This window comes from Clostridium subterminale, assembly GCF_039521425.1.
Lineage (GTDB): Bacteria > Bacillota > Clostridia > Clostridiales > Clostridiaceae > Clostridium_J > Clostridium_J subterminale.
Map to the genome: position 1 here is coordinate 132,986 of NZ_BAAACI010000002.1, position 19,747 is coordinate 152,732.

The following is a 19,747-nucleotide window of genomic DNA, read 5'->3' on the forward strand; positions in this document are numbered from 1 at the left end:
TTCTGTAAAATCTGCTTAGATTATTATACTATTTTTCTTAGTATTTATCATTATTTTCTAAGTTTCTTCCATCTATTCAGCCAAAATACCATAATAAAACTAAACACAACTACAATTGTTACCAATATATTCCCTTGAGTTCTATTTCCACTTTCCATAGCAAAATATATAGCTATTGGTATAGTTTGAGTTTTTCCTGGTATATTACCAGCAATCATAAGACTAGCTCCAAATTCACCTAAAGCTCTAGTAAATGCTAAGATAATTCCACTGATAATACTATCAAAAGCCATGGGTAATACTATATCAAAAAATATATAACTTTCACTGGCACCAAATATTCTAGCTGCCTCTATACATGTAATGTCTATATTTAAAAAACCAGCCTTGGCGCTTTCGTACATTAATGGCAATGCTACAATTGCTGCTCCAATGGCAGCACCTTGCCAAGTAAATACTAAAGTACCTCCAAATATAGCCTCAGTAAGTTTTCCTATAGCACCATTTTTACCCATGACCATTAACATTCCATATCCTACTACTGTAGGAGGAAGACACATAGGTAATAAAATTATTGTCTCTAATAAAGACTTTCCCTTAAAACTATATTTACAAAATATCCATGCTAATGCTACACCTAAAATAATAACTATTCCTGTGGCAACCAAAGCTACTTTAAGTGAAATTATAACTGGTGTTAATATGGACTCTATCATATATTTATCATCCTAATCTAATATTATTTATAAAATATATCCTATAGGAATTTTGCTCTGTATAATTTATAAGCTTCATCAGAAGTTTATTTCCTATGAAGCTTATAACATAATTTTACTTAATGATTAATTAACTTTAAATCCGTACTTTTCCAATATTTCTTTACTTTCACTGGTATCTAAAAACTCTAAAAACTTTTTAGCTTCATCTTTAACTTTAGAAGCCTTTATTACCCCTCCTGGATATATAATCTTTTTATGACTTGATGTATCAAAAGTAGTTGCCACCACAGAACTCCTTATATGGACTGAGTCAGATTTATATACAATACCACAAACTGCTTCTCCACTTTCTACATAACTAACAACTTGCTTAACATCCTTTGCAAAAACAATTTTATCCTCAATGCTACTCCACTTATTATAGTAATTTAAAGCTTCCTCAGCATATTGTCCTGCAGGTACAGATCCTATTTCTCCTAAAGCTATATGTCCATCTAAATTATCTAAATCATCTAGCTCTTTTATTTTATCTTTATACTCATTATTAACAATTAAAACAAGTTCATTTTCTACTATATCCTTTTTGCTTTCACTTTCTATAAGTTCCTTATCTTCTAGAGCTTTAAATTGCTTTTCCCCTGCAGACATAAATATATCCACGGGTGCACCTTCCTCAATTTGTTTTTGAAGTGATCCTGATGCCCCAAAATTAAAAGTTAAAATTACATTATTTTTTTCTTCATAGACCTTTTTTATTTCATCCATAGATTCTTTAAGACTTGCCGCTGCTGAAATTAATATTTCTTTTTTTTCTCCACTATTATTAGTTTCTTCTTTATTAGCTTGTCCATTGGAACACCCCACAAAAACCATGGCTAAAACTGTAATTGCTATGATAACTCTTAACTTTTTCAAATTAAACCCCATCCTTTTCCATATTTATGTATTAATTATACATCTTACAAATTCACTTTCAAGAGTATTTATACCATTTTATTACTTTTTACCAAAATTCTATACTGATATAAGTAAAATGTAATATAATATAACTAAATATCTATATTCTATATTTAAATAAAATTTTTATATTTAATTTAATTTCTTAGCTGGAGATAAGTTAATAAACTTTATTTATTAATATTTTTCTGTATTCCCTATAGAGGAGGTATTTATCTTGAATTTTGAAATTAGGAAAGCAACCCTTGAAGACATAGATGCTCTTAAACAGTTAAACTATGAATTTAATGATGTAATTGTAACTAATGATAACATTGTAGAAGGAATTAAAAATGGAGATGAAATTATTGTAGTTTCTACAGTAAACAATTCACCAATAGCTTTTGCCTGTGCAAGAATTACTAAATCAATTTGTTATAATTATAAGGATGCTGAAATCACAGAGGTTTTTGTAAGAAATAACTATAGAAAACAAGGTATTGCTAAATCCATGATTAAATTTATAGAAGATATTTTCGAAGAAAATAAGGCTAATCATATAGGAATTTTAACCGGGACTAAAAATTTTGCAGCACAAGACTTATATAAGAATTGCGGCTATAATCTAAAAGAAAAGGTAATGATGGTAAAGTACCTTCATGACAAAGAACATTAAACTACTGAGGTGTAAGCCCATTAAATACCTATAGCTAACACAGCATTTTAAAATATTAAGAAGTTAAAATTTAAAAATGTTAACTTTTTGCATAGTTTCATATGTAAATATTTAACTTTTTTTGTATATAAAATTTTCTCTATAAAACCAGGTTTATAATATAATAACTTATATACCAAGGAAGGAAGTATTAAAATGTCTATAGAAAATGTTCGTAAATACTTAAGTCAATGGAATCTTGATTCTAAAATTTTAGAGTTTGATGTATCTAGTGCAACTGTTGAACTTGCAGCCCTCGCCCTTGATGTAATCCCAGCACGAATTGCTAAAACCTTGTCTTTCAAAAGTGATGAAGGCTGTATTTTAATTGTTACTGCTGGTGATGGCAAAATTGATAATAGCAAGTTTAAATCTCAATTTAAAATGAAAGCAAAGATGTTATCTCCTGATGAAGTTATCCAGCTAACTGGTCACTCCATTGGAGGTGTTTGCCCATTTGGAATAGAAAATCCAGATGTTAAAATTTATACAGATATATCACTTAAGCGATTTGACACAGTTTTTCCTGCTTGTGGTAGCAGTAATAGTGCCATTGAGCTTAGCTGTGATGACCTTTATAAATATTCTAAAAGTCTAGAATGGATTGATGTTTGTAAAGGCTTGGAAGAATAAATTTAGATTAATAATATTTTATATATATTAAAACAATTTATAATTCTCATACATTACTTATGTTTGATTTTAAAAATACCTCTACATAAGCAATATATATATAATAAAATTACCTAGTATTTCAGTAAAAATACTAGGTAATTTTATATAAGTATTTTAAGAGCAGATTTTTAAATTTATATTTATAAATAAGTTTTATTTATAAGCTTTATATTAACTACATCATTAGAATTATAAACTTTCCCATCATAAGGAGTTTTCGTTACTATAACACTTTCTCCTATGTCTATTTTGTATTGATTATAAAAGCCTAAAAAAGTTCTATTTATTATTCTTCCCTTTATATCTCCATTGGGAGTTATAATTACATTTTCAGGCCTTACATAAAAATCTTTCCCCTTACTGTCTTTAATTTTATTAGATGCTCCTAGAAAATTCATAGAAAATAGACTTGAAGGATTGTAATACACCTCTTCTGGAGACCCAATTTGAATTAAATCTCCTTCATTCATTATTGCAATTTTATCTCCAAGCACTAAAGCTTCTTCCTGATCATGGGTAACAAATACCATGGTCATATTAAATTTTTTTTGTATTGATTTAATTTCTTCTCTCATTTTTATTCTTAACTTTGCATCTAAGTTACTTAAAGGTTCATCGAGAAGTAAAACTTTAGGATTTACTATTAAAGACCTAACTAAAGCAACTCTTTGCTGTTGTCCACCGCTAATTTCATGAATCTTAGCCTTAGCATATTCCCTTAATCCTACAATCTCTAAATATTCCATTGCCTTTTGGATTGCATCCTTCTTAGAATACCCTTGAAACTTTAGTCCATATATTACATTATCTAGAACAGTTAAATGAGGAAATAAAGCATAGGATTGGAACACTGTAGACACAGGTCTCTCTTCCGGTGATAGGTCTGTTATATCCCTTCCATCTATAAGTATTCTCCCACTATCAGCCTCTAAAAATCCACCAATAATTTTTAATGTTGTTGTCTTTCCACATCCTGATGGGCCTAAAAGACATAATATTTCTCCCTTTTCTATATCTAAGGACAGCCCTTTAACTACCTTGTTATCTCCAAAACTCTTTGATAAATTATTCAATTGAAGATACATTCTTCATAGACCCCTTTCCTAGTATAATTCGTGAAATACCTAAATTCACTATCATGGTTATAATAATAATAATTGTAGCAATAAGTGATCCTACGCCATATTCTCCACTATTTATTGCATCAAATAATGCAAGAGTAGCAATTTTCTTTCCTGGATGAATTAAAAATATTATAGCACCTATGGTTGTCATAGATGTAGTAAAATTATTTATAAATCCCACTACAAAGGCATTCTTAAGATTTGGAAATATTATATCCTTAATGATATGAAATTTTCCAGCCCCTAAGTCTCTTCCTGCTTCCTCCAAATTTACATTTATTTGAGATAGTGCTGCACTACTTGTTTTAGTGGTCATAGGAAGTTGTTTAAAGATACAGTTTATGATTACTATAGCAGCTGTACCTGTAAGCATTAATGGAGGATTATTAAAAGCCAGTATATATCCTATTCCGAAGAAAGTTCCTGGTATTATATATGGAAGAGTTCCTATAAAATCTAGTACTTCCATCCCCCTTATCTTTCTTCTTTCTGTATAATAGGATAAGAGTATTCCTATTATAGTTCCTACTATTCCCACAATAATACCATATACTATACTTCTAACAAAGCTTGTCATACTATATAGCTTTAGATATTTAAAATGATCTAATGTAAATTGCATTTTTCCATAACTAAATTTAGTTATTCCACTAATAAAGATTGTCAAATACTGAAGTATCATCATTGTAAAGAATACTCCACATATAAGTGTTATACCCCAATTAATAATACCTTTTAGGCTAAAAGTATAATCACTAGAAGACACCTTATTGCTTGTTCCTTTAGAGAGGATATTATATTTTTTCATAAGTTTTCTATAAACTATAAATATTACGAGCGCAGGGATTAAGATTATCACGTTCATAGCTGCTGCTAATTCTAAATTGCCGTATCCTATGATTTGCATATATATTTCCGTTGCAAGAACATCAAAAGCTCCTCCTATAGTCATAGGGGTTCCAAAATCTGATAGTGATCTTACAAAGGATAGTAAAAAACATACTAATATAGCTGGCTTTACTAAAGGAATTATTATTTTTCTTAAAGCATAAGAATGACTAGATCCTAAATCTAAGGAAGATTGAACAAGACTCATATCAAGCTTTGAAATTATGCCTATTAATAATAGAGCATTTAGTGATGCGAAGGATAAGCTTTGCATTGCCACAATTCCATGCCACCCATAAGGATTTAGTGATAGTTTTAGGAGTCTATAAGTTATTAGACCTCTTCTTCCAAAAAGTTGTATGTAAGCTAGAGAAGATACAAATGGTGGTGAAATCATTGTAACCATTAAAATTCCCATTAAAATAAGTTTCTTTTTTCCTCTCATAAAACTTATTTTAAGAGCTATTGCTACAGATAGTATTGTAGATAATGCTGCTGACAAAGTGGCTACAAAAACGCTGTTATACAGTAACTTCTTATTATTAGTAAATAGCTTATCATATAATTCTAAGGTAAAGTCTCCATCTATAAATAAACTACTCTTTATTACACATAAAATAGGCCAAAGGATAAAAATTAAAACTGATATTGATATTAGTCCAAGGATAATATAATCTATAGTATTATAAAAATGGGTATCTAAAATAGATACCCTTTTATTTTTTTTATTCACTTTCAGCTTTGTCTCCCATTAGTGTTTTCCACTTTTCTAGAATTTCAGTTCTTTTAACTCCAAACTGTGCTAAATCTTCCTTCATTAAAGTTTCTTTAGGGAAGGTTAACTCTACTCCTTCTAGATCAGGTTTAACTAATTTTAATGTATCCTTGTTGTCAAGTCTGATAACTTCTTTTAAATTTTCATCCTTATATAGCCATTCTATAAATATTTTTGCTGCTTCTACATTAGATGCATTTTTAAATGCAGCTACACCTTCTGGTACATATGGTATGCCGTCTTCTGGATAAATGATCTTAACATTTTTTTCTTCTTGCATTGCTTCAAGGCCTTTATCTATGTAAGTTATTCCTATAGCAACTTCTCCAGCCATAGTTTTAACATTAGGATCTTTTCCTCTCTTAGAATAATAATCTATGTTCTTATTTAATTCTTCAAAGTATTTCCAACCAGCTTCTTCACCCTTAGTTTGAAGTATAGCATTTACTACAGCATAGTTAGTGCCTGATACTGCTGGATTTGACATTAATATTTCACTCTTATATATAGTATTTGTTAAATCATCCCATGTCTTTGGTTCTGGTAAATTCTTTTCTTTTAATATATCATTATTTACCACAAATCCAACTACAGTTAATCCTTTAGAATACCAGTATCCTTCTGAATCCTTATATTCTGAAGCTAAATCCTTTGCACCATCAAATTCAACTTTTTCTAAAAGTCCATCTGTTTTTGCTTGCATAAAGGCATCAATTCCGCCTCCAAACCATAAATCAGCCATAGGCTTTCCACCTTCAGCTTTAACTTTTGATATAACTTCCCCAGATGACATAGATAAAAATTCAACCTTTATGCCTGTCTCTGTTGTAAACTTATCAAAAAGTTCTTTATAAGTTTCAGATGTAGTTACAACCTTTAAAGGTTCTGTAATTTCTGTCTTTTCTTTATTCTCATTATTTTTATTAGCATCTTCTTTGGTTCCACAACCAACTAATCCTAAAGTAAAAATTGTAGCTAGTGATAGTGCTAATACCTTCTTCACACTTTTTATCATATACTGTCCTCCTAATAATTATAATTAAGTTATAAATTCATCGATAATTGTATCACCTATTTTTACAATTTTCAAAATAATCCTATACCGTATTTAGAAATATAATAATTATATCTTTATCTATTTAATATTGTAATTATCTAAGAACTTTTATTTAATATAGGTTAATATTATTATAAGAATTACTATTGAATAAAAATATCTATTAACTGTGATTTTACGATATATCATTATTTAATAGTGTGAAATTTAATCTAAAGGAGAAATACCATGATTATAGATACTCATATGCATGAAAATAAATATTCTTTTGATAGCTTAATATCTTTTGACGATATAATTCTTAGAGCCAATGAAGTTGGCTTGAATGGAGTATGTATAACTAATCATGATAATGCAGATTTAATAAAAGAGACTGGATCTCACTTTTATAAAGATGGAATTTTAGTTCTAGTAGGTGCAGAGGTACTTACTACTCAAGGTGATATCGTAATCTTTGGAGTTGAAGATATACCTAGAGATAAATTTGTTCCAAATAAACTCTCTCCTCGTGAATTGTTAACTTTAGTAAAAGAACATAATGGTGCTGCCATAGCAGCTCATCCTTATAGAACTAATAATAGAGGGCTAGGTGACAATATCCGAAGTATAACTGATATTCTAGATGGTGTAGAGGCTTTCAATGGTAGTACCCCACCTCATCACAATTTAACTGCTTACTCAATAGCTACAGAATTAGATCTAGGAATCTTTGGAGCAAGTGATTGCCATGTTAATGATAAAGTTGGCTCTTATGCTACAGAGTTCAACGGAACTATAAGAGATATGAAAGATTTTATTGAAGCTATAAAATCAAAGGATTGTTGTCCTGTTATAGGTAAAAAACATGGTTTTGAAAGAATAAATATTTACGATACCCTTAGATAAATGAATTGTCTCAAAATAATTTACTGGAAAAATATCAAAGTATAACTCTGATATTAATTTTAAATTTAACTTTTTGGGAAACAATATATAAAAATAAATAATTAAGCTTTTAATCCACTTCATGAATATATATTAAAGGAACATTCTTAGTTGAATTTTCAACTAAGAATGTTCCTTTTTCTTTATTTAAACCTTGTATGTTTTATACTATGAACTTAATTTGAATCTTATCTCAATGGTAAAGACTTCATCCTCTAAACTAGCAGAAACCTCATGTCCCATACTTTCTGTAAGTTTCTTTACAATAGTTAATCCAAGCCCTGTATTTTGACCAGTTCTCATTCTATCCACAGTAAAGAATCTATCAAAAACATGTTCTAAATCTTCCTGTGTAAAGTTTTCTACTCTATTACTAAAAGTAGAAATAATCATTCCTGCTTCTTGTCTTTGAGAGATAACCATAGTTTTATTCCCATGCTTTAAAGCATTTTGAAATATATTAGTAAAAACTCTAATTATAGCATTTTCATCTGCAACTATAGTTGGTAATTTTTCTTGTAGATCCACTTCTACTTCAAAGCCTCTATCAATGAAATCATTATAAAAAGCAGCTACAATTTCACATAGTAACCTTTCAACATTAACCTTTTTAAATTCTAGGGCATATTCATTGGCTTCTAATCTAGATAAATCATAAAAACCTGTAATAAGATTTTGCAATACCTTAGAGCGCTTTTCTATAATATCTAAATACTCTTGTTTTTCTTCTTCACTGGCAGACTCATCCTTAATAAGCTGTACATATCCTAGAATAGATGTAAGTGGAGTCCTTAAATCGTGAGATATATTAGCAATCTGCTTTCTTAATTCGCTTTCGCTTTTCTCATGAGCTATCCTATCATTTTGGCTTTTTTCTAATATAAAATTAATTTCGCCTATCATCTCTTCAATATTTTTATTAGGTGCTACTATTCTTAATTGTTGATTGGTTTTTATGCTCCTAAGATTTTTTAATTCCTTTTTTATATTCCTTATATTATAGTGATCTAGTAGAAAGAGCACTATAAATAATGCTGCTATACTACCAAATAAAATAGTTATATATATCATATAATGCTCCTCCTAAGACTCATATCATAAGTATATGTTTTTTATTAATGAAAACTCCTGAACCCCACATGAACAGAACAACTATTTAAATAGCTATATTGTTATATAGTTCCATAGTTTTATATTCTTATAGTTCCCTAGTTAACTATTATTTTATCTCTTTTCTTCTAAAAGAAATAATTCCTATAATTGTTATCAAAATTATATATACTATGCCCAGCACATAACATTTTATAATATCCTTTGAAAAAATCTTATCTTGCATTACTATGAATTTAATGTTGTAAGAAACTAAATATGATTGTATCTTTACAAATATAGGTTTTAAATAAGCAAGATATTTTATTATTCCTGGAAATACAGCTACAACTCCTAGATAAGCAAAAGCAAATATATTATTATTCTTAATATTAAAAGCAAGTAAATTTGCAATAGCTATTCCTGTTACCCAAAGTGGGAATACAGCCAAAAGTTTAGTTCCAAAATTCTTAAGTGTTTCTACTGTAGTTGCACCATCTGAACCAAGAAAAATATAAGAACTTAATATTAACACAGTGGTAACTATAGCTAAAGATATTATAGCTACAATTAACTCTGAAAGAAACTTTCCTAAATATATCTTTGTTCTATTAATTCCAAATGATACTGTATTCTTTAAAGTTTGATGCTTATGTTCATCTGAAAATACAATATCTACAATCATAATTACAGAGTAATATATCATTGTGAAGAGAGCTGTTGAAATCATTAACATATCTGACATTGATATTCTATTCATTTCTGGTTGATCTTTCATAAACCATACCGCTAATATATTCCCTAGAATACATATCAATGAAGAAGCTCCAACTAGAACATACGGATACTTACGATGAGTAGTTCTATATAATTCACTTTTTATATAATTAAGCATTGATACCACCTCCAACTAATGAAACAAAATATTCTTCCAAACTAGTTCCTTTTATAGTCATAGAATTTAACTCTACTCCATTCTTAACAATTGCACTACTTACCTTGGAAGGTGTATCTGTAAATTTATAAATTCGAATTATGTTATTAGGTAATACCTCATATTCATGACAATTTAGCTTATCCTCTAATAAGACTGCTGCCTTTTCAGTATTATCAACTGATAGCTCTAAGCATTCTTTACACTTCTCCTTAAGTTCTTCTGCTGAAATCTGTTCTACCATCTGTCCTCTCTCTATAAATCCATATTCCGTAGCTATACTAGCTAATTCACTTAGTATATGACTTGAAATTATTATGGTAATGTTCTTCTCTTCATTTAGTTTTAAAAGAAGATTACGAATTTCTACAATTCCCATTGGATCAAGTCCATTTATTGGTTCATCTAAAACTAAAAAGTCCGGATTATTCATCATTGCAAGGGCTAGCCCTAATCTCTGTTTCATTCCTAATGAAAAACTTTTGAATTTTTTCTTTTTAGTGTCACCAAGTCCTACATCTTTAAGTAATTGTTCTATGCATTCTGACCCCGCTATTCCTCTTTGAACTCTATAATATTCAAGATTCTGCTCTGCTGTTAGATATGGAAAAAAACTTGGTGTTTCAATCATTGCCCCTATTCTTTTCCTTGAAATTTCTAACCCTTTATCCGTAGTCTCTGAAAACAATTCAATTTCACCACTAGTTGTCATAGTTTGACCAGCAATCATCCTTAATAGAGTAGTTTTACCAGCCCCATTTTTTCCTACTAATCCATATATTGCGCCTTTTTTTATATTTATATTAGTAGACTTTACTGCCTCAAATTTTCCGTAGGCTTTACTTAAGTTTCTTGTAATTAATATACTTTCTTTCATATATATCAACCTTTCCTTTTCCTATTGTCTTTATTATAAAATCTAAAACTCAATAAACACTTAAGAAAAGTTAAAGAAATCATAAAGTTTATTCAGCCATGGTAAAACCTATACCCCAAATAGTTTTTATATACTCTGTATCTTTATCTATTTTTGAAATCTTAGCTCTAATATTGCTAATATGTACATTTACTGTATTGTCTTCTCCGTAGAACTCTTCATTCCATATATTTTTATACAAGTTTTCTCGAGTGAATACTTTTTTAGGATGATTTAGTAAAAGCTCTAGTATGGAAAATTCCCTTACCGTTAATGTAAGTTCATTTCCATTCACTGTAACCTTCATGGCTTCCTTATCTAGCTCTAGATTCTTATAAGTTAAAACTTGCTCCTTATCCTCTACGCCATTAAATCTTTTATATCTCCTTAGTTGTGCTTCTACTCTTGCCGACACTTCACTTATCTCAAAGGGTTTAGTAATATAATCATCTGCACCTAATTTCAATAATTTAACCTTATCTGTAATTTCAGTTTTTGCAGATATAATTATAATTGGCATGGTTTTAGTTTTTCTAATTTCTTCTATTAACTCTTCTCCAGTTAATCCTGGTAGCATTAAGTCTAAAAGTATTAAATCATAATTATACATGTTAATGCACATTTTAGCTTCACTGCCTGAATATGCACTACTCACTTCATATTCTTGCTTTTTAAGAATTTTACATAGTAACCCATTTATATCTACATCATCTTCTACTACTAAAATAGATATTCTTTCTCCCATATATAACACCTCTCTTTATTAGTACAGTAATGTGACTTACATATATATTCTCTATATACTTTATATCACATAATCAACTATATATAAATCTAAAATATTGTAAAAAAAGAATCTATCCTGCTACGGATAGATTCTTTTTTTATTTATTCGCATTCATATACAAGAATGCTTTCATTACCCTCAATTTTAAATATCTTTTCAATATCTTCAATTATCATATTATTTATATTTTTATCTGTAGTAAATTTAACCCCGATTCCACAGTTAGAGCTAAGCCTCCTAGGAACTGGCATAGTTTCATTAGTTATTTTGAGACTATCCAAATATCTATGATACTTTATAGCTCCAGAATGAGTGAAAAAAACTCCAATATACTGCATTCTATTTAACTGCCTTTATTAGAAAATCTTCTTCTACTTCTGTAACTACAGCATTTAAACCTGCATTTTTAATAAACCTTGAAACATTTTCCTTAGCTACATTATTATCAACTAATATTTCAAATCCATCTTTGTTTGCACTTAATGCTTTTTTAGCCATTAAAACTGGTTGAGGACAGCTCATTCCCCTTGCATCTACCTTAACCAATAGAAACACCACCTTTGCTATCAGCTTTACTCTTACTTATGTTAAATGATTTATTCATACAGAAATAAGAAATCCCTAATAATATTGCTATTCCTATAAATATTGCAATTTTTCCATTGCCAGTAGGACCTTCTCCTGAAGATGCTAATTTGAAGTTATGTGCAAAAGCTGCTCCAACAATCATCCCCATTACTGTGATTGCAGAATCTGCATTTCCTTCTCCAGCAAGTATTAATTGTCTTAATGGGCATCCTCCTAAAAGTACTGAACCCCAACCTGCAACTAACATACCCATAAAGTTCCATAGTGCATCATTATGAGCTATAGGTTGTTCAACAAAGCCTAGTTTAAAATCTCCTAGAACTAAGTTCCCTATTAATGTAACTACAAAGATAGATACAAATCCCCACATTAAATAGCTATCTTTAAACATGATTAGATCCCTAATTCCACCTACCATGCAAAGTCTTGTTCTTTGTGATACAATTCCTATAATAAGTCCTGCTGCTAAAGCAAACCATATAGGTGCATGCATAGAACCTGGACCTTTTGCACTAAAGAATATAAATGCTGGAGCAGATATTAATAGTACTAGTAGCATTATTGCTATCACTGGCATTGCATATCCTTCTGCTGTATTTAGATTGTAATTTCTCTTTAAAGTAAATCCCCTGTTTAAGAATTGAATTCCTATAAATATTCCTGCTGCAAAGCCAAGTAATCCTACTATAGCATTTAAGTCTCCTCCAGCAATTCTAAGTACCATTCTAAGTGGACATCCTAAGAATACTAGAGCACCAATCATAACTATAGCACCAAGAATAAATCTCAAGAATGGTGAAGAACCACCCTTTACTTTGAATTCTTTTGTGAATAGGGCAATTATAAATGCTCCTAAAACTATACCCAATACTTCTGGTCTTATATACTGTACAACTTCAGCTCTATGTAAGCCTACAGCACCTGCTATGTCTCTTAAGAAACACGCTATACAAGCACCCATATTTTTAGGATTACCTAAATAAACCAAAGCTACAGATAATAAACCAATGATTCCACCAGCTAAGATTATTCCTCTTTTTTCTTTCACGCTTTATTCCCCCCATATATTTTATAATATCTTATAAATTTAGATAATATTTCATCTCAAGTAAATTTTAACATATATTTATATTTTTATTAAATTTTTATTACCAATAGTTGTCTATAAACCTATCGGATTTTTTAATAGTTATTTGCCGAGCCTTGTAAAACCTCTCACATTTAGTTCTCTATGATATAATGATGTAAGAAAAAAATGTGTAAATTAAAATATTTTTGTAAAGTGTAATATATACTTCAGGAGGTATATTATGAGAAAAGTATATTTAGATAATGGTGCTACATCCTTTCCTAAACCTAATTCTGTAGCTGAAGCTATGGCAAATTATATTGTTAATGTAGGTGGAAATGTAAACAGGGGTAGTTATGATAGCTCCTTTAATGCAGAAAACATAGTCTATGAAACTAGAGAACTACTATGTGAACTATTTAATTTTTCAAAACCTGAAAATGTAATTTTTACTAGCAATATAACTCATAGTCTTAATGTTGTTTTAAAAGGATTTTTAAAGGCTGGTGACCATGTGATTACTTCTTCTATGGAACATAATGCAGTGCTTCGACCTTTAAACGCCTTACATAGTAAAGGTATAGATCACTCTGTAGTACCTTGTGATTCCCTAGGACAGTTAAATCCATCTGATTTACATAAATATCTTAAGCCTAATACTAAAGCTGTAGTAATGACTCATAGCTCTAATGTATGTGGAACTATTATGCCCTTTGAAGAAATAGGACAGTTCTGCAAGGCAAACAATATTTACTTCATTGCAGACACAGCACAAACTGCTGGCTCAATTCCTATAGATGTGGAGAAAATGAATATAGATATTTTATGTTTTACTGGTCATAAGGGACTTCTTGGACCTCAAGGTATAGGTGGATTCTTAATAAAAGATGAGTTAGCTAAAATAACTACTCCTCTTATAGAAGGTGGTACTGGTAGCTTTTCTGAATATGAAGTTCAGCCTGATTATATGCCTGATAAATTTGAAGGTGGTACCCCAAATATACCTGGAATATTTGGCTTAAATGCAGCCTTAAAATATCTAAAAGAAAAAAGAATTATCAATATAAAAGACCATGAAATGAAATTAACTAAACTATTTTTAGATAACATTAGGTATATAAAAGAAATTAAAGTTCTCGGACTACCATCAGCAGAAAATAGGACTTCTGTAGTATCAATTGATTTTCCTAAGGTCGACAATGGTGAAATATCCTATATGCTATCCAAAAACTATGGTATATCTGTAAGATGTGGACTTCATTGTGCACCATCAGCTCATAAGACCTTAGGCACTTTCCCTAACGGAACAGTAAGATTCTCCTTTGGCTCCTTTAACACTGAAGATGATGTATTATATGCTGTTAATGCTATTAAAGATGTAATTGCTTCATCAGATAATAACACTCTATATTTTTAACAATATAATAATTAAAGGCTCAAAGATGCAATATCTTCAAACCTTTAATTATTATATATAAATTTTTTATAGGGCAATAATTGTTAGGGATTTAAAGTTATATATTTACTTAAAAACAAAACCCCTTAACTCTTCAGTTAAGGGGTATAAAAATCACAGAAAAATTACATTAAAGTATATGCCATACTTTAATATATATCCATTCTTTTATAACACCCCTCCATCTACCGTAGAGTATCTAGTGTATTAATATAGGCAGGTCTTCTGACTTTGGTTCATAGTTGCTTCAGCCTTCCCAACATTCGTCAGTGGCGCTTTAAGAAGCTTCTCCCCATTACAGCGGCGGGACCGTATAAGATTTTCACTTACTTCCCTTTTAAACAAAGTATTAAACTTTGTACCTCTATTATTTTTATATTAAATTTTCTCTTTATTAATCAGCTTATGTAAGCTAACGTTATATATTGTTTTTTAATATAATATAGTGTATCAACTACAATATTATTATACTACTCTTACCTATGTAATTCAAGGGTTTTCCTTAATTTTCATTTAGTATCTTATACAATACACTTATTATTTTTACTAATTTGCTTCAATATAAAAGTATAAGTAATTTAGATATAAGTTATATCTTTAAAACTTTAATAATATATTACAATATATTGTATTTAACATAAACTTAACTTAATTAAACTTTAAGTTTATACACTTTAAGTTTATAATACATTTGTTTAATTATATCTTAAAATATAAAAATTTGAGGTGCTTATATGGATTTTATTAATGATTTTTTAAATACAATAATAACCACTATACAGGGATTTGGATATCCTGGTGTCTTCTTAGCGGTATTTTTAGAATACTCCTGTTTCCCATTGCCAAGTGAAGTATTACTACCTTTTATAGGTCTTCTAGCTTCTTATGGTAATTTTAGCTTTATTGGAGTCATTATTCTTAGTACTGTAGCAGGACTAATTGGTTCAACTCTTTGTTATACTATTGGATACTTTGGAGGTTCTCCTATAATAAATTGGCTTTGTAGTAAATCATCTGGTGCAAAAAAGAGTTTCAGTAAGTTAGATTTATTTCTTGATAAGTATGGAAAACCAGCTGTATTTCTAAGCAGATTATTCCCTTTAACTAGAACTTACATATCACTAGCTGTAGGGGCTGTAAAAATGAGTTATTCTCAATTTATCTTATACTCCTTTGGAGGAATAACCATATGGAACATAATTCTTATATCTTTAGGCTACTTCTTAGGTGAAAATACTGACCTAATTCAAAAGATATTGAAAGATTATTCTATTGTAGCTATATCTATTCTAGTAATAGGTTTTGGATTCTTAGCTTATAAATTTATGAAAAAAAGAAAGAAGTCTTAGGAGTAATTGAAAAAATAATAAAGTGCCTATTATCAATGAAGGCACTTTATTATTTTATATATTTAGCTATTATTTCCACTGGTAAAGACTAATTATTAACTCCATCTTCCCAATACTTCCATATCACAGTATCACCTTTATTATAAATCCAACTCCCAGTTCCCACATTAGGTTTAACAAATTCATTACTTCCACTTTTCTTTACATAAAAGCACCATCCACTTAAAGGTCCTGCTGCTTTTTCTCTAAGCCCTGCAATAGATGCAAAATATGTTGTATCATTAAAGCCTGTAGTTCTATATTTTATCCCTAACTCATCTAAAACCTTAAATGTTAATTGAGCAACAGTAATATTATCATAATTTACATGTTTAGAAGCTAGTGTTTTATTACTTATTGTATCAATTACTATAAAATTTGGAGTTTCATCCTTCACATCTGGAGCTTGTTCCTCCTTTTTAGGTTCTACAGTCACTTTAGAACTATCCGTTAAATTTGATGGTTCTTTCTTTTCACTTGAAGTTTCTTTCTTTTCAGCAGATGAATTTTTAGTATTAGAAGTCTTTTTATTATTAGCATCGTAATTATCTTTAACTATAGATGAATCATTATCTACAATATTTTCTTTATCATTAACTTCTTCATTACTTTTATTAATCTTACTATTTTCTTTATTATCTGTCGTATCTGTACTAGTTTCCTTATTACTTACTTCCTTATTAATTTTATCGTTTTTGCTATCTTCTTTATTTTCTCGCTCATCTGTGATTGTACTTTTCTCAGCAATTGTATTATTGTATGACTTTTGAAGTTTTTGTGCAAAAACAAACATTCCAGTAAAAATAATAAGAGCAGAAATTATAAGTAATATCTTATTTTTACGCTTCAATATAGCACCTTCTCTCTAAATTCTAATAAATACACAAGGAAGCCTACAGCTTCCTTATGTATTTATTATTTTAGTTATTACTAACTTTTTTTCTTCTTATTAAAACAACTCCTGATACTATACAAATAAATGAACCAACTATTAGTAAATTTAAATCCATAGCTTTTCCCGTTTTAGGAAGCTTGTCTGCTTTATTACCATTAGCAGTATTTGGCTCACTCTTACCACCATTGTTTATTTCATTATTTGTTTTGCTATTTGTATCATTGTTTATTTCATTATCTGCTTTATTAGTTGATTCCTCATCTGTTTTATCACTATTATCCTTAGACTGATCATCTTTAACCATCAAGCTATAAACACTAAAATGTGTAGTTTCAAAGGTAAATGTTAAATTATTATTATCAAATTTACCACCATCTATTTTTTCCCATTTAGTACCATTGTAATAATATGCTGCTAATTTTGAAGCATCTATTCTCTTTACATCATCTTTTGATAATTTTATTACTACCTTTACTTTGTTGCTACCAAAATCCTTTATTTCAGTTATCTTTCCACTATTATCTTTTACTGACATAGTATAATCAAAAACCTTACCTATGACCTTAGTTCCATTTTCTATATTTAATATATTAGAATTTTTATCTAAAACTTCTCTTTTTAAGATAACCTGATAATCTTCTAGAATTCCTGTATATGAATCAAAAATCTTAGATGGTATATTTAAAGATGTATCGCCCCAATTTACTACTACTTCGTTTGACTCTGAACCCTTAATTACGCCTATAGGTATTTTAATATCATCTGTATCTTTTGGAACGTTAACTATAGGAGTATTATTACCTTCAACATATACAGGCAATGTTTTTGCATCAATATTACTCTTATAATAATTATATCTACCATTTGCTCTAAATTGTTCTAATGCAATTAAAGCTCTTAATGCTTGTTCACTTGACATGTAATTATTATTAGTATCTGTTGTATGCTTAAATTGACCATCAGTGCCCTTAAATGTAAGCAAAGCAGAAACTAAGTTGTTTAGAACTTCTCCATTTGATTTAGTAAATAACTCACTAGTTGGATCAACACCTATTGATGTAAGTCCTAAAATTGTAAAACTAATACTTTCACTAGCTTCACTTCCCCAAGCTTCATAGCATCCATTTTCTTTTTGCATTAACGCTAATGTTTTAACTGCTTTATCTATTATGTCTTTAATTTCTTTATTATTGTCATAATAGCTTGATAAAGCATTTATTGCAGCAGCTGTTGTATCAACATCTACATCAGAACCCCATATATTCCATCCACAGTATTCATTTCCATCTACATCATAAACCACTTTGCTATCAACTAACTCCTTAGCTAGTATATCTTTTGTTATTTTATATTCTCCACTTACATTACAGTAATCGTAAATCATAAGTCCAAATATCTGTGCATATCTATTAAATTCTTTTACATCTCTATTCAATAACTCCTTAACTAAGTCATGACCTAAGAAATTGTAAGGATTATAGCCTTGGCTAGTAACATATATTATCATTTTTTCAAGATCCGTATCTTTATAAAAATACTCTGATAATCCGTCTTCCTCTACTCCACTCTTAAATTGCTTAACTATATTGTTAAAGCTTTCTTTATTTCCTTTAATCCCAAATTTACTTAAACTTAACGCTGCCCACTCATCACCATTGTTAGAAATCATATAGTTTTTAGTTTTTTCTAATTCGCTCTTAATATCATATGAACCAATAGGTAATAATTCTTTATAGTTAACTACTATAGTCTTCTTTCCTTCATTTCCAGCCTTATCTACTGCTTTAACAGATATTCTATTTTCGCCCTTAGAAAGATTAACAACATATTGTCCATCTTCATTAGGCTCAATAACATTTTCTCCTAATTTAACTTCGTTATTAACCTTTCCATCAACATCATCAATAGCAGATACTGTAAATGCAAACTCACTCTTCGTTACTGTTGTTTTGTTTATATTTGTTGTTATTTCTGGAGCAACTTCATCCTTTTGTTCAACTACTATCTTACAATATGGTCTTGTTAGCATTCTATTTTCAAGAACACTATCTTTAAAGGGCCTACCAGTTTTACTGTAGTCAAATGGATCACACGCCTTTACTCTTTTATCTGCAGAAATAATATAAGTTCCTGGTTTATCAAAGTTTAGCTTTACTTGTCCATTTTCATCAGTAACATATTCAGTTTCTTTATCATTAATAATTACTTTTGCCTTATCTACTAAAGCCACATCTTTTGGAATGCCACCTGGGAAAAAATACTTACCAGTTAAATCTAGTGAAATATCTTCCCCAGTTTTTGCACTAACTGCTTTCTTATCAAAGTAACCATAACGTGCGTACACATAATTTTCCATGTAGAATAGTACTATACTGTCGCCATCTACTAAATTATGACCACCAACTAACTTATCAGTATAATTATCATTAACATAATATCCCCAACCATCAAATGACCCAAATGATCCCTGAGATACTCCATCAATATTTGATATATAGCTCCCACGTCCAAAGTTAAATTTGCTTTGATCCTTTGGATTAAGACCATTGACTTCTAAAGCTTTGATTATAGCATGTATCGCCTTAGGTTGCCCTTCAACTTCACTACAGTTATAAGGTTCTAGCTCAAAATTTGTTACATCCACTTCTGTTTCTGGAATAATAGTATGGTCATTAGCTTCAATTCTAACCTTTACCTTTACAGATTTATCAGCAGCTTCAACTTTTTGTGTAAAAATTGTTGAGAACTGAGTAAATCCAATTAGTAATGCAACTAATAAACATAACAGATTCTTTTTAAATGTCTTCTTCAT

General features: G+C 29.5%; 19 protein-coding genes and 1 riboswitch. Of the genes, 5 read left to right on the top strand and 14 right to left on the bottom strand.

Annotated elements, in window-relative coordinates; translation table 11 throughout:
• Positions 1–50: 50 nt before the first annotated feature.
• Both modB and modA read right to left on the bottom strand, forming a co-directional pair.
• Positions 51–716, bottom strand: a complete 666-nt coding sequence (modB, locus tag ABDZ93_RS06475) for a molybdate ABC transporter permease subunit (protein WP_343824803.1) — start codon at positions 714–716, stop codon at positions 51–53.
• Between the two features lie 126 nt (positions 717–842).
• On the bottom strand, positions 843–1,634 hold the full coding sequence (modA, locus tag ABDZ93_RS06480) for a molybdate ABC transporter substrate-binding protein (protein WP_343824805.1): 792 nt from the start codon (positions 1,632–1,634) through the stop codon (positions 843–845).
• A gap of 259 nt (positions 1,635–1,893) precedes the next feature.
• Between modA and ABDZ93_RS06485 the strand changes: the two genes are divergently transcribed.
• Together ABDZ93_RS06485 and ABDZ93_RS06490 are read left to right on the top strand one after the other, a co-directional pair.
• The gene (locus tag ABDZ93_RS06485) at positions 1,894–2,331 is read left to right on the top strand and encodes a GNAT family N-acetyltransferase (protein ID WP_343824807.1); all 438 of its coding nucleotides are present in this window, start codon (positions 1,894–1,896) and stop codon (positions 2,329–2,331) included.
• A 195-nt stretch (positions 2,332–2,526) separates the two neighbouring features.
• On the top strand, positions 2,527–3,003 hold the full coding sequence (locus ABDZ93_RS06490) for a YbaK/EbsC family protein (RefSeq protein WP_343824809.1): 477 nt from the start codon (positions 2,527–2,529) through the stop codon (positions 3,001–3,003).
• Between the two features lie 182 nt (positions 3,004–3,185).
• On the opposite strand, the gene ABDZ93_RS06495 is transcribed toward ABDZ93_RS06490, so the two are convergent.
• The 3 genes from ABDZ93_RS06495 to ABDZ93_RS06505 are packed head-to-tail and all read right to left on the bottom strand — an operon-like array spanning position 3,186 to position 6,844.
• The gene (locus ABDZ93_RS06495; RefSeq protein WP_343824811.1) at positions 3,186–4,130 is read right to left on the bottom strand and encodes an ABC transporter ATP-binding protein; all 945 of its coding nucleotides are present in this window, start codon (positions 4,128–4,130) and stop codon (positions 3,186–3,188) included.
• Positions 4,111–5,790: an ABC transporter permease gene (locus ABDZ93_RS06500; RefSeq protein WP_343824813.1), complete on the bottom strand. Its 1,680-nt coding sequence runs from the start codon at positions 5,788–5,790 to the stop codon at positions 4,111–4,113. The genes ABDZ93_RS06495 and ABDZ93_RS06500 overlap by 20 nt, the downstream gene beginning before the upstream one ends.
• Complete coding sequence (locus ABDZ93_RS06505; RefSeq protein ID WP_343825133.1) at positions 5,783–6,844, bottom strand: ABC transporter substrate-binding protein; 1,062 nt, start codon at positions 6,842–6,844, stop codon at positions 5,783–5,785. Before ABDZ93_RS06505 ends, ABDZ93_RS06500 begins: the two co-directional genes overlap by 8 nt.
• Positions 6,845–7,117: 273 nt before the next feature.
• Between ABDZ93_RS06505 and ABDZ93_RS06510 the strand changes: the two genes are divergently transcribed.
• Entirely contained in the window at positions 7,118–7,774 is a 657-nt protein-coding gene (locus tag ABDZ93_RS06510) for a PHP-associated domain-containing protein (RefSeq protein ID WP_343824815.1), read from the top strand.
• Between the two features lie 207 nt (positions 7,775–7,981).
• Here the strand turns inward: ABDZ93_RS06510 and ABDZ93_RS06515 are convergent, their stop codons facing one another.
• The 7 genes from ABDZ93_RS06515 to yedE form a co-directional block, all read right to left on the bottom strand.
• The gene (locus ABDZ93_RS06515) at positions 7,982–8,884 is read right to left on the bottom strand and encodes a sensor histidine kinase (RefSeq protein ID WP_343824817.1); all 903 of its coding nucleotides are present in this window, start codon (positions 8,882–8,884) and stop codon (positions 7,982–7,984) included.
• Between the two features lie 148 nt (positions 8,885–9,032).
• On the bottom strand, positions 9,033–9,797 hold the full coding sequence (locus ABDZ93_RS06520) for an ABC transporter permease (protein WP_343824819.1): 765 nt from the start codon (positions 9,795–9,797) through the stop codon (positions 9,033–9,035).
• The gene (locus tag ABDZ93_RS06525) at positions 9,790–10,713 is read right to left on the bottom strand and encodes an ABC transporter ATP-binding protein (RefSeq protein ID WP_343824821.1); all 924 of its coding nucleotides are present in this window, start codon (positions 10,711–10,713) and stop codon (positions 9,790–9,792) included. Before ABDZ93_RS06525 ends, ABDZ93_RS06520 begins: the two co-directional genes overlap by 8 nt.
• An 88-nt stretch (positions 10,714–10,801) precedes the next feature.
• Entirely contained in the window at positions 10,802–11,497 is a 696-nt protein-coding gene (locus ABDZ93_RS06530; protein WP_343824823.1) for a response regulator transcription factor, read from the bottom strand.
• 143 nt (positions 11,498–11,640) lie between these two features.
• Positions 11,641–11,877: a putative Se/S carrier protein gene (locus ABDZ93_RS06535; protein ID WP_343824825.1), complete on the bottom strand. Its 237-nt coding sequence runs from the start codon at positions 11,875–11,877 to the stop codon at positions 11,641–11,643.
• A gap of 1 nt (position 11,878) precedes the next feature.
• Complete coding sequence (locus ABDZ93_RS06540; RefSeq protein ID WP_341349071.1) at positions 11,879–12,094, bottom strand: sulfurtransferase TusA family protein; 216 nt, start codon at positions 12,092–12,094, stop codon at positions 11,879–11,881.
• On the bottom strand, positions 12,078–13,175 hold the full coding sequence (gene yedE / locus ABDZ93_RS06545) for a YedE family putative selenium transporter (protein ID WP_343824827.1): 1,098 nt from the start codon (positions 13,173–13,175) through the stop codon (positions 12,078–12,080). Before yedE ends, ABDZ93_RS06540 begins: the two co-directional genes overlap by 17 nt.
• A 262-nt stretch (positions 13,176–13,437) precedes the next feature.
• Between yedE and ABDZ93_RS06550 the strand changes: the two genes are divergently transcribed.
• Both ABDZ93_RS06550 and ABDZ93_RS06555 read left to right on the top strand, forming a co-directional pair.
• Complete coding sequence (locus ABDZ93_RS06550) at positions 13,438–14,613, top strand: aminotransferase class V-fold PLP-dependent enzyme (protein ID WP_343824828.1); 1,176 nt, start codon at positions 13,438–13,440, stop codon at positions 14,611–14,613.
• 237 nt (positions 14,614–14,850) lie between these two features.
• A riboswitch (cobalamin riboswitch) is annotated at positions 14,851–15,033 on the bottom strand.
• Between the two features lie 353 nt (positions 15,034–15,386).
• Positions 15,387–16,001 carry a DedA family protein gene (locus ABDZ93_RS06555; RefSeq protein ID WP_343824830.1) on the top strand — a complete coding sequence of 205 codons (615 nt, stop codon included), beginning with the start codon at positions 15,387–15,389 and terminating at the stop codon, positions 15,999–16,001.
• An 88-nt stretch (positions 16,002–16,089) separates the two neighbouring features.
• Here the strand turns inward: ABDZ93_RS06555 and ABDZ93_RS06560 are convergent, their stop codons facing one another.
• Positions 16,090–16,890: a DUF4430 domain-containing protein gene (locus tag ABDZ93_RS06560; protein WP_343824832.1), complete on the bottom strand. Its 801-nt coding sequence runs from the start codon at positions 16,888–16,890 to the stop codon at positions 16,090–16,092.
• Between the two features lie 70 nt (positions 16,891–16,960).
• On the bottom strand, positions 16,961–19,747 hold the full coding sequence (locus tag ABDZ93_RS06565) for a DUF4430 domain-containing protein (RefSeq protein ID WP_343824834.1): 2,787 nt from the start codon (positions 19,745–19,747) through the stop codon (positions 16,961–16,963).